At 71.5% G+C, this 13,353-nt stretch carries 11 protein-coding genes; 4 read left to right on the plus strand and 7 right to left on the minus strand.

Features of this window, described 5'->3' with window-relative positions:
* Window positions 1–17: 17 nt before the first annotated feature.
* From ABZY91_RS03780 to ABZY91_RS03805, 6 genes are all read right to left on the minus strand, one after another.
* Complete coding sequence (locus ABZY91_RS03780) at window positions 18–977, minus strand: glycosyltransferase family 2 protein (protein WP_329885399.1); 960 nt, start codon at window positions 975–977, stop codon at window positions 18–20.
* A 175-nt stretch (window positions 978–1,152) separates the two neighbouring features.
* On the minus strand, window positions 1,153–2,346 hold the full coding sequence (gene tuf, locus ABZY91_RS03785; RefSeq protein WP_329885400.1) for an elongation factor Tu: 1,194 nt from the start codon (window positions 2,344–2,346) through the stop codon (window positions 1,153–1,155).
* 233 nt (window positions 2,347–2,579) lie between these two features.
* The gene (fusA, locus tag ABZY91_RS03790) at window positions 2,580–4,685 is read right to left on the minus strand and encodes an elongation factor G (RefSeq protein WP_329885401.1); all 2,106 of its coding nucleotides are present in this window, start codon (window positions 4,683–4,685) and stop codon (window positions 2,580–2,582) included.
* Window positions 4,686–4,724: 39 nt separating this feature from the next.
* Window positions 4,725–5,195 carry a 30S ribosomal protein S7 gene (rpsG, locus tag ABZY91_RS03795; RefSeq protein WP_148644378.1) on the minus strand — a complete coding sequence of 157 codons (471 nt, stop codon included), beginning with the start codon at window positions 5,193–5,195 and terminating at the stop codon, window positions 4,725–4,727.
* Between the two features lie 2 nt (window positions 5,196–5,197).
* On the minus strand, window positions 5,198–5,569 hold the full coding sequence (gene rpsL, locus ABZY91_RS03800) for a 30S ribosomal protein S12 (RefSeq protein WP_014144289.1): 372 nt from the start codon (window positions 5,567–5,569) through the stop codon (window positions 5,198–5,200).
* A 422-nt stretch (window positions 5,570–5,991) separates the two neighbouring features.
* Window positions 5,992–6,540 carry a DUF1707 and DUF4190 domain-containing protein gene (locus tag ABZY91_RS03805; RefSeq protein ID WP_329950384.1) on the minus strand — a complete coding sequence of 183 codons (549 nt, stop codon included), beginning with the start codon at window positions 6,538–6,540 and terminating at the stop codon, window positions 5,992–5,994.
* A gap of 282 nt (window positions 6,541–6,822) precedes the next feature.
* Between ABZY91_RS03805 and ABZY91_RS03810 the strand changes: the two genes are divergently transcribed.
* The 4 genes from ABZY91_RS03810 (at window position 6,823) to ABZY91_RS03825 (ending at window position 11,994) form a co-directional block, all read left to right on the plus strand.
* Window positions 6,823–7,644, plus strand: a complete 822-nt coding sequence (locus tag ABZY91_RS03810; protein ID WP_355399501.1) for an ABC transporter ATP-binding protein — start codon at window positions 6,823–6,825, stop codon at window positions 7,642–7,644.
* Entirely contained in the window at window positions 7,641–9,311 is a 1,671-nt protein-coding gene (locus ABZY91_RS03815; protein WP_355399503.1) for a transporter, read from the plus strand. The genes ABZY91_RS03810 and ABZY91_RS03815 overlap by 4 nt, the downstream gene beginning before the upstream one ends.
* A 157-nt stretch (window positions 9,312–9,468) precedes the next feature.
* Complete coding sequence (locus ABZY91_RS03820) at window positions 9,469–10,776, plus strand: DUF2786 domain-containing protein (protein WP_355399505.1); 1,308 nt, start codon at window positions 9,469–9,471, stop codon at window positions 10,774–10,776.
* Between the two features lie 108 nt (window positions 10,777–10,884).
* On the plus strand, window positions 10,885–11,994 hold the full coding sequence (locus ABZY91_RS03825; RefSeq protein ID WP_355399506.1) for an ADP-ribosylglycohydrolase family protein: 1,110 nt from the start codon (window positions 10,885–10,887) through the stop codon (window positions 11,992–11,994).
* Between the two features lie 43 nt (window positions 11,995–12,037).
* On the opposite strand, the gene ABZY91_RS03830 is transcribed toward ABZY91_RS03825, so the two are convergent.
* A complete protein-coding gene (locus ABZY91_RS03830) occupies window positions 12,038–13,342 on the minus strand; it encodes a serpin family protein (protein WP_329950380.1) in 1,305 nt (434 codons plus the stop codon).
* Window positions 13,343–13,353 lie beyond the last annotated feature (11 nt).

Consider the following 13,353-nt stretch of genomic DNA (forward strand, 5'->3'; position numbering starts at 1 on the left):
CCGTTCCCCTGTGGAGGTCATCGCGACCGCTCCTGCCACTCGTCCTCGGCCGAGTCGTAGCCGACGAAGTACGCGGGGCGGGCCTGCACGGCCGAGTAGATCCGCCCGATGTACTCGCCGAGCAGACCGACGCAGATCAGCTGCACGGCACCGATGAAGAGCATCCCGATGAAGAGCGACGACCAGCCCGGCACGGTGGCGCCGAGCGCGTACGCGAACGCCGTGTAGACGGCGAGCCCTATGCAGACCAGGAAGCTCAGCAGGCCCATCCAGGTGGCGAGCCGCAGGGGACTTGCGGAGAAGTTGGTGATGCTGTCGATCGCCAGCCGCACCATCTTGGACAACGGGTAGTGCGTCGCCCCGGCGACCCGCTCCTCGCGGACGTAGACGACCTCGCCGCTGGGGAAGCCGAGCCAGGGGACGAGCAGCCGGTAGACCGGCTGGTGCTCGGGGAGGGACTTGAGGGCGTCGACGGCGGCCCGGCTGAGCAGCCGGTAGTCGCCGGCCTGGCTGGGCATCCGCTTGCCGACGAGCTTGCGCATGAGCCAGTAGTAGGCGCCGGCGGTGCGCCGCTTGAAACGGGTGTCGGTGGCGCGGTCGCCGCGGACCCCGTAGACGATGTCCAGGTTCTGCTCGCGGGCGAGTGCGAGCATCTCGGGGATCTTCTCCGGCGGGTCCTGGAGGTCCGCGTCGATGCTGACCACGTAGTCCCCCAGCGCCCGGTGGATCCCGGCGGTGAGCGCGGCCTGGTGACCGGAGTTGCGCGCGAAGCGGACGATGCGGAACTCGGGCCAGTCCTGGCGGATCTTCTGCATCAGCACCGGGGTGACGTCCGTGCTGCCGTCGTCGACACCGACCACCTCGTAGGTGACGTCGAGGGCGTCGAGTATCGGGCGGAGGCGCTCGACCGTCAGCGGGAGCGCTTCCTGCTCGTTGTAGATCGGCATCACGACCGACAACTGGGGCGCCGTTGGCATGAGGTGCTCCCGCTTTCCGCTGCTGGGGCTGGTTCGTGGCCCGAGAATAGCAGCAGCCTGTGAGCGCTCCGTGAGAGAAGATGAGCGCAGGGTTAAGACCGAAGGGCCCCGCACACCCTGAGGTGTGCGGGGCCCTTCGGATCGCCTGTGGGTCACAGGCAGGTCAGATCGTCAATTACTTGAGGATCTTGGTGACCTGGCCGGCGCCGACGGTGCGGCCACCCTCACGGATGGCGAACTTGAGGCCCTCCTCCATGGCGATCGGCTGGATCAGCACGACCGTCATGGCGGTGTTGTCGCCCGGCATGACCATCTCGGTGCCCTCGGGGAGGGTCACGACGCCGGTCACGTCCGTGGTACGGAAGTAGAACTGCGGGCGGTAGTTGTTGAAGAACGGGGTGTGACGACCACCCTCGTCCTTCGACAGGATGTAGGACTGGGCCTCGAAGTCGGTGTGCGGGGTGACCGAGCCGGGCTTGATGATGACCTGGCCGCGCTCGACGTCCTCGCGCTTGATGCCACGGAGGAGCAGACCGACGTTCTCGCCCGCCTGGCCCTCGTCGAGCAGCTTGCGGAACATCTCGATGCCGGTGACCGTGGTGGTGGTCTTGGTCTCCTTGATGCCGATGATGTCGACAGTCTCGTTGACCTTGAGGATGCCACGCTCGATACGACCGGTGACGACGGTGCCACGACCGGTGATCGTGAAGACGTCCTCGATCGGCATCAGGAACGGCTGGTCCACGGCGCGGGCCGGGGTCGGGATGGCCTCGTCGACCGCCGCCATCAGGCCGAGGAGCTTCTCGCCCCACTCCTTGTCGCCCTCCAGCGCCTTCAGCGCGGAGACGCGGACGACCGGCAGGTCGTCGCCCGGGAACTCGTACTCGGAGAGGAGCTCACGGACCTCGAGCTCGACGAGCTCCAGGATCTCCTCGTCGTCCACCATGTCGGCCTTGTTCAGGGCGACGACGATGTAGGGGACGCCGACCTGGCGGGCCAGGAGGACGTGCTCCTTGGTCTGCGGCATCGGGCCGTCGGTGGCGGCGACGACGAGGATCGCACCGTCCATCTGGGCCGCACCGGTGATCATGTTCTTGATGTAGTCCGCGTGACCCGGGCAGTCGACGTGGGCGTAGTGACGCGCCTCGGTCTGGTACTCGACGTGCGCGATCGAGATGGTGATACCGCGCTGCCGCTCCTCCGGCGCCTTGTCGATCTGGTCGAACGGCGTGAAGGGGTTGATGTCCGGGTGAGCGTCGTGCAGCACCTTGGTGATCGCCGCGGTAAGAGTGGTCTTACCGTGGTCGATGTGACCGATGGTGCCGATGTTGACGTGGGGCTTCGTCCGCTCGAACTTCGCCTTCGCCACTGCAGTCCTCCTGAGGACAGTTCTGTACGCCGTGCTGACGTCAGTTGGTCTTTGATCGGGTTGGGTACGGAGCGCCGAGGCACTCCATGCCGTCCCGCGGGTGGGGGCCGGAGGCCCCGGGAGAATCCGACCGGATTCTCCCGGATTGCCTCCTAATAGCCTAAGGGTTCGCTGTCGTCCCGATCGTCGGGACGTACGGCGGCCTCGAACAGGGAGCCGGCAGGTGCCGGTCCCTACTCGCCCTTGGCCTTGGCGATGATGTCGTCCGCCACGTTCCGCGGAACCTCGGCGTACGAGTCGAACTGCATCGAGTAGCTCGCGCGACCAGAGGTCTTGCTGCGCAGGTCACCGACGTAGCCGAACATCTCGGAGAGGGGCACCAGCGCCGTGACGACGCGGGCACCGTGACGCTCGTCCATGGACCGGATCTGGCCACGACGAGAGTTGATGTCGCCGATCACGTCGCCCATGTAGTCCTCGGGCGTGGTGACCTCGACGGCCATCATCGGCTCCAGGAGGACCGGGGAGGCCTTCCGGGCGCCTTCCTTGAAGGCCATCGAGCCGGCGATCTTGAACGCGAGCTCGGACGAGTCGACGTCGTGCGCCGCACCGTCGAGCAGCTTCACGCGGACACCCTGGAGCGGGTAGCCGGCGAGGATGCCGAACTCCATGGCCTCCTGGCAGCCGGCGTCGACCGACGGGATGTACTCCCGCGGCACGCGGCCACCGGTGACCTGGTTGACGAACTCGTAGCCCTCGGCCTGCTCGAGCGGCTCGATCGCGATCTGCACCTTGGCGAACTGACCGGAACCACCGGTCTGCTTCTTGTGGGTGTAGTCGATGCGCTCGACGGCCTTGCGGATCGTCTCGCGGTACGCGACCTGCGGCTTGCCGACGTTGGCCTCGACCTTGAACTCACGGCGCATACGGTCGACGAGCACCTCAAGGTGCAGCTCGCCCATACCCGCGATGATGGTCTGGCCGGTCTCCTCGTCCGTGTTGACCTGGAAGGACGGGTCCTCCTCGGCGAGACGCTGGATGGCAACGCCCAGCTTCTCCTGGTCACCCTTGGACTTGGGCTCGATCGCGACGCGGATGACCGGGGCCGGGAAGTCCATGGACTCCAGGATGACCGGGTTCTTCTCGTCGGACAGCGTCTCACCGGTGGTGGTCTGCTTCAGGCCCATGACGGCGATGATGTCGCCGGCGCCCACCGAGTCGATCTCCTCACGCTTGTTCGCGTGCATGCGGTAGATCTTGCCGATGCGCTCCTTCTTGCCCTTCACGGCGTTCAGCACCGAGGTGCCGGACTCCAGGCGGCCCGAGTAGACCCGGACGAAGGTGAGCTTGCCGAGGTGCGGGTCCGACATGATCTTGAACGCGAGCGCGGCGAGCGGCTCGTCGTCCGAGGCCTTGCGGGAGATCTTGACCGTGTCGTCGCCGGGCTTGGTGCCCTCGATGGACTCGATGTCCAGCGGCGACGGCAGGTACTTGACGACCGCGTCGAGCAGGGGCTGAACGCCCTTGTTCTTGAACGCGGTACCGCAGAAGATCGGGGTGAAGTCCGAGTTCAGCGTGCCCTTGCGGATCGCGTCCTGGAGCAGCTCGACCGGGATCTCGGCCTCTTCGAGGGCGAGCTCCATGATCTCGTCGCTCACGTTGGAGACGGTGTCGATCAGCTGGGTGCGGTACTCGTCCGCCTGCTCCTGCAGCTCGGCCGGGATGTCGACGATGTCGTACATCTCACCCTTGGCCGCCTCGGCGGACCAGACCAGCGCCTTCATGCGGACCAGGTCGACAACGCCCTGGAAGTCCGCCTCGGCACCGATCGGGAGCTGCATGACCAGCGGGGTGGCGCCGAGGCGGTCCACGATGGTCTGCACGCAGAAGAAGAAGTTGGCGCCCGTGCGGTCCAGCTTGTTGATGAAGCAGATGCGCGGGACGCCGTAGCGGTCAGCCTGCCGCCACACGGTCTCGGACTGGGGCTCGACACCGGCGACACCGTCGAACACCGTCACGGCACCGTCGAGCACGCGCAGCGAACGCTCCACCTCGACGGTGAAGTCGACGTGGCCCGGGGTGTCGATGATGTTGATGGTGTTGGCGACGTCGTCGACCGTCCAGTGACAGGTGGTCGCGGCCGACGTGATCGTGATGCCGCGCTCCTGCTCCTGCTCCATCCAGTCCATGGTGGCAGCGCCATCGTGGACCTCACCGATCTTGTACGAGACACCGGTGTAGAACAGGATCCGCTCGGTGGTGGTGGTCTTGCCCGCGTCGATGTGCGCCATGATCCCGATGTTGCGGACCCTGGCGAGGTCAAGGGAGGTTGCAGCCATGGTGGCTCGTTCTCTCTCTGTCTAGTGACGGGGTACGGACTACCAGCGGTAGTGCGCGAAGGCCTTGTTGGACTCGGCCATCTTGTGGGTGTCCTCGCGACGCTTCACGGAAGCGCCCAGGCCGTTGCTGGCGTCGAGGATCTCGTTCATCAGGCGCTCGGTCATGGTCTTCTCGCGACGGGCGCGCGAGTAGCCGACCATCCAGCGCAGCGCCAGGGTGCTGGCGCGGCCCGGACGGACCTCGACCGGAACCTGGTAGGTCGCGCCACCGACACGGCGGGACTTGACCTCGAGGGCCGGCTTGACGTTCTCCAGCGCACGCTTCAGCGCGACGACCGGGTCCGAGCCGGTCTTCTCACGGACGCCCTCAAGGGCGCCGTAGACGATCCGCTCGGCGGTGGAGCGCTTGCCGTGCAGCAGGATCTTGTTGACCAGCTGGGTGACGACAGGGGAGCCGTAGACCGGGTCGATGATGACCGGGCGCTTCGGGGCGGGGCCCTTACGAGGCATTCTTACTTCTCCTTCTTGGCGCCGTAGCGGCTGCGAGCCTGCTTGCGGTTCTTGACACCCTGGGTGTCGAGCGAACCGCGGATGATCTTGTAGCGGACACCAGGAAGGTCCTTCACACGACCACCGCGCACCAGCACGATGGAGTGCTCCTGCAGGTTGTGGCCCTCGCCCGGAATGTAAGCGGTGACCTCGATCCCGCTGGTGAGGCGCACACGGGCGACCTTACGAAGCGCCGAGTTCGGCTTCTTCGGGGTGGTCGTGTACACACGCGTGCAGACCCCACGGCGCTGCGGGGAACCCTTCAGCGCGGGAGTCTTGTTCTTCTCGACCTTGTCCTGCCGGCCCTTTCGGACCAGCTGCTGGATCGTAGGCACCGTTTCTCCGTTTTCTGTGTGCCAAGGCTTGGTGAAACTAACCTGCGGTGTTCCCTGCACACACAGCCGCGTGGTCGACCCACGCGGTCGGGTGTGTTGGGCTATTCCGACACGGAATCCCATGAGCTGATGTACAGCGGCGGCGCTCTACGCTCGGGGCACTGGAAAGCGCTCCGGCTCGGCGCGGCGGCCGGTGTGCATGCACGCACAAGGACCCGGGGACACCCCAGGCACAAGGTCAGAGCGTACCTAGCGCATCGGGCTCGGTCAAAACAAATGCAACGCCGCAGGTCGTGGCCGTCGGCCGGGTGTCGCCGGGATGTCCCGCACGCGGCCGCCCGGTGTCGGACCCTCCTCCTGCCGCTCTACCACATCGCGGGGACCGTCGCCACCGGAGCGGCCTCCGGCCGCCCCGCGGGCGGTCAGCCGCCGAAGAGCACCACCATCACGCCGAGCAGCATCCAGAACGCGATCGACAGCCAACCGAAGACCAGGCCGGTGACGGCCATGCCGTCACCCTCCTCGTTCCGCTCCTGCACCTGCCGGCGGCCGATGTGGCCGGTGATCACGGCCGGCAGCCCGAGCATGCCCCCGGTCGGGACGCACAGCAGGCCCAGCACCAGCGAGGTCACCGCCACCGCGTTGGTCCGGCGCTGCGGCGGGAGCGGCTGCGGGATCAGGAACGTCGGCGGCACGACCGGCCCGGCGACGTGCGCCGGGGCCACCATCGGCCCGGACGGCAGGTCGGCCACCAGCTGGGCGAGCTGCCCGTAGGTCTGCGCGGTGCTGGCCGCCGTGAACCGGTCGCCGTACTCGTCCGCCGTGAGCCGCCCCTCGGCGAAGGCCGCCTTCAGCACGTCCACCGTCCGCTCGCGGTCGGCGTGCGCGGCACGCATCGCCGCCTGCGCCGAGACGGCAGGCTGGCGCCCCCCGGCCCCGTACCCCGGTTCGCCCCACGGCTGAACGGCCATCCGCCACCTCCCGGCGCCCCTGCGTGCATCGGCACGCCCACTGGTCCTCATAGTGCAGGACGAACGGGGGCCCTGAGTAGTTGCCACCTTCCGGTTATTCGACTCCGCCCCTGCACGGGCCCGGCCGGACCCGGCCCCGTCTCACCCGTTCGGCCCAGACACGCCCGGAACGTCCGCACACGGGACAGGGCCGCCCGGACGGTGGCAGGCTGTCGTCCGGACCGATGTCGATCATGGAACGATCATGGACCCGACCGCCCGCCACCAGCAGAGAGGGCCACCATGCAGGCGTCAGCGCCGCCGCCGTCCCCCGCCCCCGACTCCCCCGTTCCCCCGGCCGCTCCCTCCGCCGTCTCCGTCCGGGGGCTGTGGAAGCACTTCGGCAGCCAGGCCGCGGTGGCCGGGCTCAGCCTGGAGCTGCCGACCGGGGCGTTCATCGGGCTGGTCGGCCCGAACGGCGCCGGCAAGACCACCACCCTGTCGATGGCCACCGGTCTGCTCCGCCCCGACCAGGGCACCGTCCTGATCCACGGCGCCGACGTCTGGGCCGACCCGGTCGCGGCCAAGTCCCGGATCGGCATCCTCCCCGAGGGCCTGCGGATGTTCGAGCGCCTCAGCGGCCGCGAACTGCTGCAGTACAACGGCCGGCTGCGCGGCCTGCCCGGCGCCGAGGTCGACCGCCGGGCCGAGGAACTGCTCGCCGTGCTCGACCTGACCGGCCACGCCGACAAGCTGGTCGCCGACTACTCCACCGGCATGCGCAAGAAGATCGGCCTCGCCTCCGCACTGCTGCACAACCCGGACGTGCTCTTCCTCGACGAGCCCTTCGAGGGCGTCGACCCGGTCTCCGCCCAGACCATCCGCGGCGTGCTCAAGCGGTACGCGGCGGCCGGCTCCACGGTCGTCTTCTCCAGCCACGTGATGGAGCTGGTCGAGCAGCTCTGCGACTGGGTCGCCGTGATCAGCGCCGGCCAGGTCATCGCCCGCGGCCCGCTCGACGCCGTCCGCGGCGGGCGCAGCCTGCACGAGGCGTTCCTCGACCTCATCGGCGTCCGCGAGGACGACGGCCGGTCCCTCGACTGGCTCGGCGGGGGCGAGCGGTGAGCTCCTCCCCCGCAGCCGTCCCCGCCGCCGTCCCCGCCGCCCCGTCCGTCCGGGGCGGCGTGCCCGACGACCGGACGGTGGTCCGGACCCTCGTCTCGCTCAAGCTCCGGCTGCTCCGCAACGGCCTGCGCCGCAGCCGCGGCCGGGCCGCCCTGTACGTCGTCGGCGCCGTCCTCGGCGTGCTCTTCGCCGCCGGGATCGCGGTCGCCTTCGCCCTGCTCGACCGCCCCACCGAGGCCGGCTCGGCCGGCGACGCGGGTGTCGTCCTCGCCGGCGCGCTCGCCCTCGGCTGGGCCGCGATCCCGCTGTTCCTGTTCTCCAGCGACGAGAGCGCCGACCCGACCCGGCTCACCATGCTCCCGCTGCGGCCCGCCCCGCTGCTCCGCGGCTCGGTGCTGGCCTCACTGATCGGGCCCGGCCCGCTGGTCAGCCTGATCCTGCTCACCGGGGCCGCGATCTCCGGCGCCGACGGCATGGCGTCGGCGGTGGCCGGTGCGGTCGGCGTCCCGCTGGCCGTACTCACCGTGGTCGTGCTGTCCCGCTCGGTCGCGGCCGGGAACGCCCGGCTGCTCTCCAGCCGGCGCGGCAAGGACTTCGCCATCTTCGGCGGGCTGCTCTTCGCCCTGCTGGTGCAGATCGCCAACGTCGGTTCGCAGAGCGTCTTCGGCAAGGCCGGCGAGCACGGCCTCGACCTCAGCCCGCTGGCCCCGGTCGCCTCGGTGCTGCGCTGGGTGCCGCCGGTCGGCGCCGTCGACGCGGCCCGCACGGCCGGCGAGGGCCGGTACGGCCTGGCGCTGCTCCAGCTGGCGGCGACCGCCGGCCTGCTGGTGCTGCTGCTGCGCTGGTGGCGCTCCAGCCTCCAGCAGCTGATGGTCACCGCCGACGCCTCCACCCTGGAGGTGGTGCGCGGCGTCCAGGGTGCGCGCGGCGCGCGCTTCCTCCCGGGCGGCCGGGTCGGCGCGGTGATGCAGCGTCACCTGCGGTACGCCTGGCGGGAGCCGCGGGCGAAGGCCGCCGTCTTCACCAGCATCGGCATGACCCTGGTGATCTGCGTGCTGTCGGTGGTCCAGGGCTGGGCGACGGTCTACCTGGTGGCGATGGCCGGGATGTTCCTCGGTCTGCAGATGCTCAACCTGTTCGGCATGGACGGGTCGGCGTTCTGGATGGTCGCCGCCACCCTGCTCACCCCGGCCGACGCCCGGGACGAGCTGCGCGGCCGGGCCTTCGCCGTCCTCTCCTACGCCGTCCCGATCACCCTCGTGCTCGCGCCGGCCCTGGCGGCGGTCAGCGGCGACTGGGCCGGCCTGCCGGCGGCCACCGGCGTGGCCTTCGCCCTGCTCGGCAGCGGCATCGCGATCGGCGCCGTACTCAGCGTGCTCGCGCCGTACACCATGCCCGCCGACAACAACCCGATGCGCAACGCGGCGCCCGGCCAGGGCGGGCTGGTGATGGTCAACAGCTTCGGTTCGATCTTCGGCAGCGCCGTCCTCGCCTCCCCGGTCGCGGGCTACCTCGGCTGGGCGCTGGCCGCCGACGGCCCGACCTGGCCCGTCCTCCTGGTCGGACCCGCCTACGGCGCACTCGTCGCCGCCCTCGGCCTGCGCCTCGCCGCCGGCCGCCTGCTGGAACGCCTCCCGGAGATCCTCGCCAAGACCGTCGAGCGCTGACGCCCGTCCCCCGGCGGCCCCTGCTCCGCGCAGGGGCCGCCGGGGTCGTTCCCCGCCGACGGTGGCCGGCCGGGCGGGCCCGTCGTTGTCGGCGCCGCTCCGGCATCATGGGCAAGGGTGCGGACCGCATCAGACGTGGGACGAGAGCGGGAGCACCGTGGGCAAGCGCAGGCAACCGGGCGGAACCGGGGCGGACGGCGGTGCCGGGGCACTGTTGGAGCGGGCGGTGGCGACCGTGGTCACGGCGCCCGAGGACGGCCTCGACCTCGCGCTGGACACCGGGGCCTCCCTGCTGGCGGCCTCCGCCGGCCAGTGGCCGGCGGTGAGCCGGGCGGTGCTCGGGTACGCGGACACGTCCGTCGGCCGGTGCTGGTCGGCGGGCTGGCGCCCGGCCGACCTGGCCCGCGTGGTGCGGCGGGAGCTGAAGCCGGTGCACCTGGCGCTGGCGGTGGACCTGATCTCCGCCGAGGGGCGCCGCCACGCCGCGGCCGCACCGGACCGGCGCTGGCAGGAGCAGCTGCGCGAGCTGGAGACGGCGGCCTGGTGGCCGGACGACGAGCGGTACCTGGAGGCCTTCGCGCAGCGTCACCGGCTGGACCGGTTCGCGCTCGCCACCGCCGTACTGGAGCTGCTGCGGATCTGGGGCCGGCTGCCGCCGATCGCCCCGGTCGGGCCGGTGCCGGGGCAGGTCGGGTACGCCGTCCGGCGGGAGCGGCCCGGACCGGTGACCGGCGAGCCGCGGATGCTGTCGCGGATCCGGGCGCTGCTGGCGAAGGCCGAGTCCACCGAGTACCCGGAGGAGGCCGAGGCGCTGACCGCCAAGGCCCAGCAGCTGATGGCGCAGCACAGCATCGACGAAGCGCTGCTGGCCGTCGACGGTGCGGACCGCAACGCCCCGGGGGCCCTGCGGATCGGGGTGGACAACCCCTACGAGGTCCCGAAGACGATGCTGCTGGACGCCGTGGCGGCGGCCAACCGGTGCCGGGTGGTGTGGGCGAAGGAGTTCGGCTTCTGCACCCTGATCGGCTTCGACGCGGACCTCGACGGCGTGGAGCTGCTGTACACCTCACTGCTGGTGCAGGCCACCCACGCGATGCAGAAGGCGGGCTCCCGGCAGCACCTGGACGGCGCCTCGCGCACCAAGGCGTTCCGGCAGTCCTTCCTGGTGGCGTACGCGGCGCGGATCCGCGAGCGGCTGACCGAGGCGACCGAGCGGGCGACCAGCGACGCGGCGGCCGGCCGGCACCTGCGGGCGGACGGCACCGAGGAGCAGCTCGTGCCGGACGAGCGGCTGCTGCCCGCGCTGGCGGCCCGTTCGGCGGCGGTGGACCAGGAGGTGGGCCGGATGTTCCCGAAGCTGGTCTCGCAGCGGGTCCGGGTGAGCGACGGCGAGGGCTGGGCGGCGGGCCGGGCCGCCGCGGACCGGGCGGCGCTGCACGGCCGGGCCGGGGAGATCCGGGGCTGACCGGACGGGCCCTGATAGAACGGACACCGGCCCGGGCACGGCCCGGCGCGGGCACCACCCGCGGTGGGCGGCGCACGCGGTGGGCGGCGACGAGCGAGGGGGACGACGGTGACGGTGGGCGAACAGCCGGGGTTCCGGGACCGGGTGCGCGGAGCGCTGGTCGGCGGGGCGATCGGGGACGCGCTGGGCTGGCCGGTGGAGTTCCTGCGGCTGTACCAGATCCGTGAGCGGTACGGCCCGGCCGGGGTGACCGGCCTGCCGGGCGGCGGCCTGGTCGCCGAGGTGACCGACGACACCCAGATGACGCTGTTCACCGCCGAGGGCCTGATCCGCGGCTTCGTCCGGGGCTGGTCGGGCGGTGGCGGTTCGGTGCCGGAGGCCGTGCACGGCGCGTACCGGCGGTGGCTGCTGACCCAGCAGCAGGGCGCGCCGGACCGGAGCCCGCTCGCCCGCCCGTACGACGGCTGGCTGCTGCGCGAGCCGTTCCTGTACGCGCGGCGGGCCCCGGGTGACGCCTGCCTGACCGGGATGAAGTACCACCCGTCCTTCGAGGCGCCGGCCGCGCTGGGGCAGCCGGGGCCGATCAACGCGCACTCCAAGGGGTGCGGCACGGTGATGCGGTCGGCGCCGTTCGGGCTGGCCCGGCTGGGTGCCGAGCAGTCGTTCGGGCTGGCCGCGCAGTGCGCGCAGCTGACCCACGGGCATCCGACCGGCTACCTGGCGGCCGGCGCGTTCGCGTCGCTGGTGGAGCGGCTGGCGGCCGGGGTGGAGCCGTGGGCGGCGGTCGGCGAGGTCGTGGATCAGACCCGGGAGTGGCCGGCGTCCAAGGAGACGGTCCAGGCGCTGGCCCGGGCGGTGCGGGTGGCCGAGGAGGCCGAACCGTCGGCGGAGGCGGTGGAGCGGGTCGGGCTGGGCTGGATCGCCGAGGAGTGCCTGGCGATCGCGGTGTACTGCCTGCTGGCGGGGACCTCCGGTCCGGAGCCGGCCCGGACGGCGCTGCTGCTGTCGGTCAACCACTCGGGGGACAGCGACTCCACGGGTGCGGTCTGCGGCAACCTGGTCGGTGCGGCGTACGGCGCCTCGGCGCTGTCGACGGACTGGACGGAGGCGGTGGAGGGCCGGGAGACGCTGCTGCGGGTGGCGGACGACCTGCTGGTGCTGTTCGGCAGCCGCGAACCGGGCCACCCGGCCCTCGGGGACCGCTACCCGGCCTGGTGAGCCGGGGCCGCGCGGGCGGCGCCGGGGGCCCGGGGGACCGTGCTCACTTGGCCTGCGGGTCGGTGACCTGGCCGAGGAAGAGCGGCCGGCCGGTGGCGGTGTCCCGGATCAGGAAGAGGAACGGCCGGTCGATGTGCAGCTGCACCGGGTCCTTCGGCATCGGCGCGGCCATCGCCTCGACGCCGACCCCGCTGCCGGCCGCCGCGACGGTGCCCTCCTCGTCGACCTGGACGGTGGCCTTCTGCACCACCGTGCCGACCCTGAGCGGCTCGGTCGCGCCCGCGCCGGGGATGCCGGAGAGGTCGGCACCCGGCTCGAACGCGGCCTTGACGCCGAGCGCCTGGAGGGTGGGCTTCAGCTCGTTGGCCGTGTCGAAGTGGAACTTCGGGAGGGTCAGGTCGACGGTCCGCTCGTCGAGCGAGCCCAGGATCATCTCCAACCGGGCCTGGTCCAGGCCCTTGCGGAAGGCCTCGAAGCCGCCCTGCGCGGGCACCACCAGGTCCATCGCCAGCGTGCCGCCCGCGTAGGGGAGTTCGACGGCCTGCCAGGGCTCCCCGAGGATGCCGCCGGAGCCCTCGGCGTAGCGGAGCGAGCCGCTCTGCCCCATGGTGGGGACGGCCGGCGCGGACCCGTCGAGGCGGTGGAACGGCCGGTCCGTGGTGCGCCCGGCCTTGAACGGGGTGGCCCACTCGGCCTTGAGGTAGAGCGCGTCGGTGAGCGCGAGCCGGGTGTCGGGGTTGATCGACCCCTGGCCGAAGAGGTCCTTGACGCGGCCCTCGGTGGCCTTCTCCACGGCGGAGTTGACGGTCTTCCGGGCGCCCTCCGGGTCCTTGCGGAAGTCGGCGGTGTGCACCCCGGCGCCGAAGGCCGCGGCCAGCACGCCCAGGTACCGCTGGTCGAGCGGGAAGTCCCGCTGGGCCCAGACGTCGTCCGCCTGCTTGAGCACCAGCCCGTCCTTGGCCGGGACGGGACGGTTCAGGGCGCCGGTGGCGAGCGCGTACTGCTGCGGGGTGAGTTCGGTGTGCAGCGCCTTGGCGAGCTCGTCGGCGGTGGTGCCGCGGGTGCCGGGCAGCAGCATGGCGAGCGCGGTGGCCAGGCCGGACGGCGAGAGCACCAGGTTGCGGCCGGTCTCGGCGGGGTCGGCGGTGAGGGCGTGCAGCAGGTCCAGCCCGAAGGCGCCGGTGGCGGCGGCGGTCGCGGCGACCTGGGCGGGATCGGCCGGTGGCAGCGACTCGGGGGAGGAGGCGCGGATCACGACCTGGCCGCCGCCTCCGGTGGAGCCGCAGCCGGCGAGCAGTGCCGTGCAGCAGAGCAGGAACACCGCCGGGCGGCGGGTACGGACGGACATGGCTGGCCTCG

Origin of the sequence: Kitasatospora sp. NPDC002965 (assembly GCF_040611255.1) — a bacterium.
Lineage (GTDB): Bacteria > Actinomycetota > Actinomycetes > Streptomycetales > Streptomycetaceae > Kitasatospora.

Excerpts from the sequence above, each read along its gene's own strand:
- rpsG (WP_148644378.1), bottom strand. The coding sequence starts at position 5,195 with ATGCCTCGTAAGGGCCCCGCCCCGAAGCGCCCGGTCATCATCGACCCG.
- fusA (WP_329885401.1), bottom strand. The coding sequence starts at position 4,685 with ATGGCTGCAACCTCCCTTGACCTCGCCAGGGTCCGCAACATCGGGATC.
- ABZY91_RS03830 (WP_329950380.1), bottom strand. The coding sequence starts at position 13,342 with ATGTCCGTCCGTACCCGCCGCCCGGCGGTGTTCCTGCTCTGCTGCACG.
- ABZY91_RS03780 (WP_329885399.1), bottom strand. The coding sequence starts at position 977 with ATGCCAACGGCGCCCCAGTTGTCGGTCGTGATGCCGATCTACAACGAG.
- ABZY91_RS03810 (WP_355399501.1), top strand. The coding sequence starts at position 6,823 with ATGCAGGCGTCAGCGCCGCCGCCGTCCCCCGCCCCCGACTCCCCCGTT.
- ABZY91_RS03805 (WP_329950384.1), bottom strand. The coding sequence starts at position 6,540 with ATGGCCGTTCAGCCGTGGGGCGAACCGGGGTACGGGGCCGGGGGGCGC.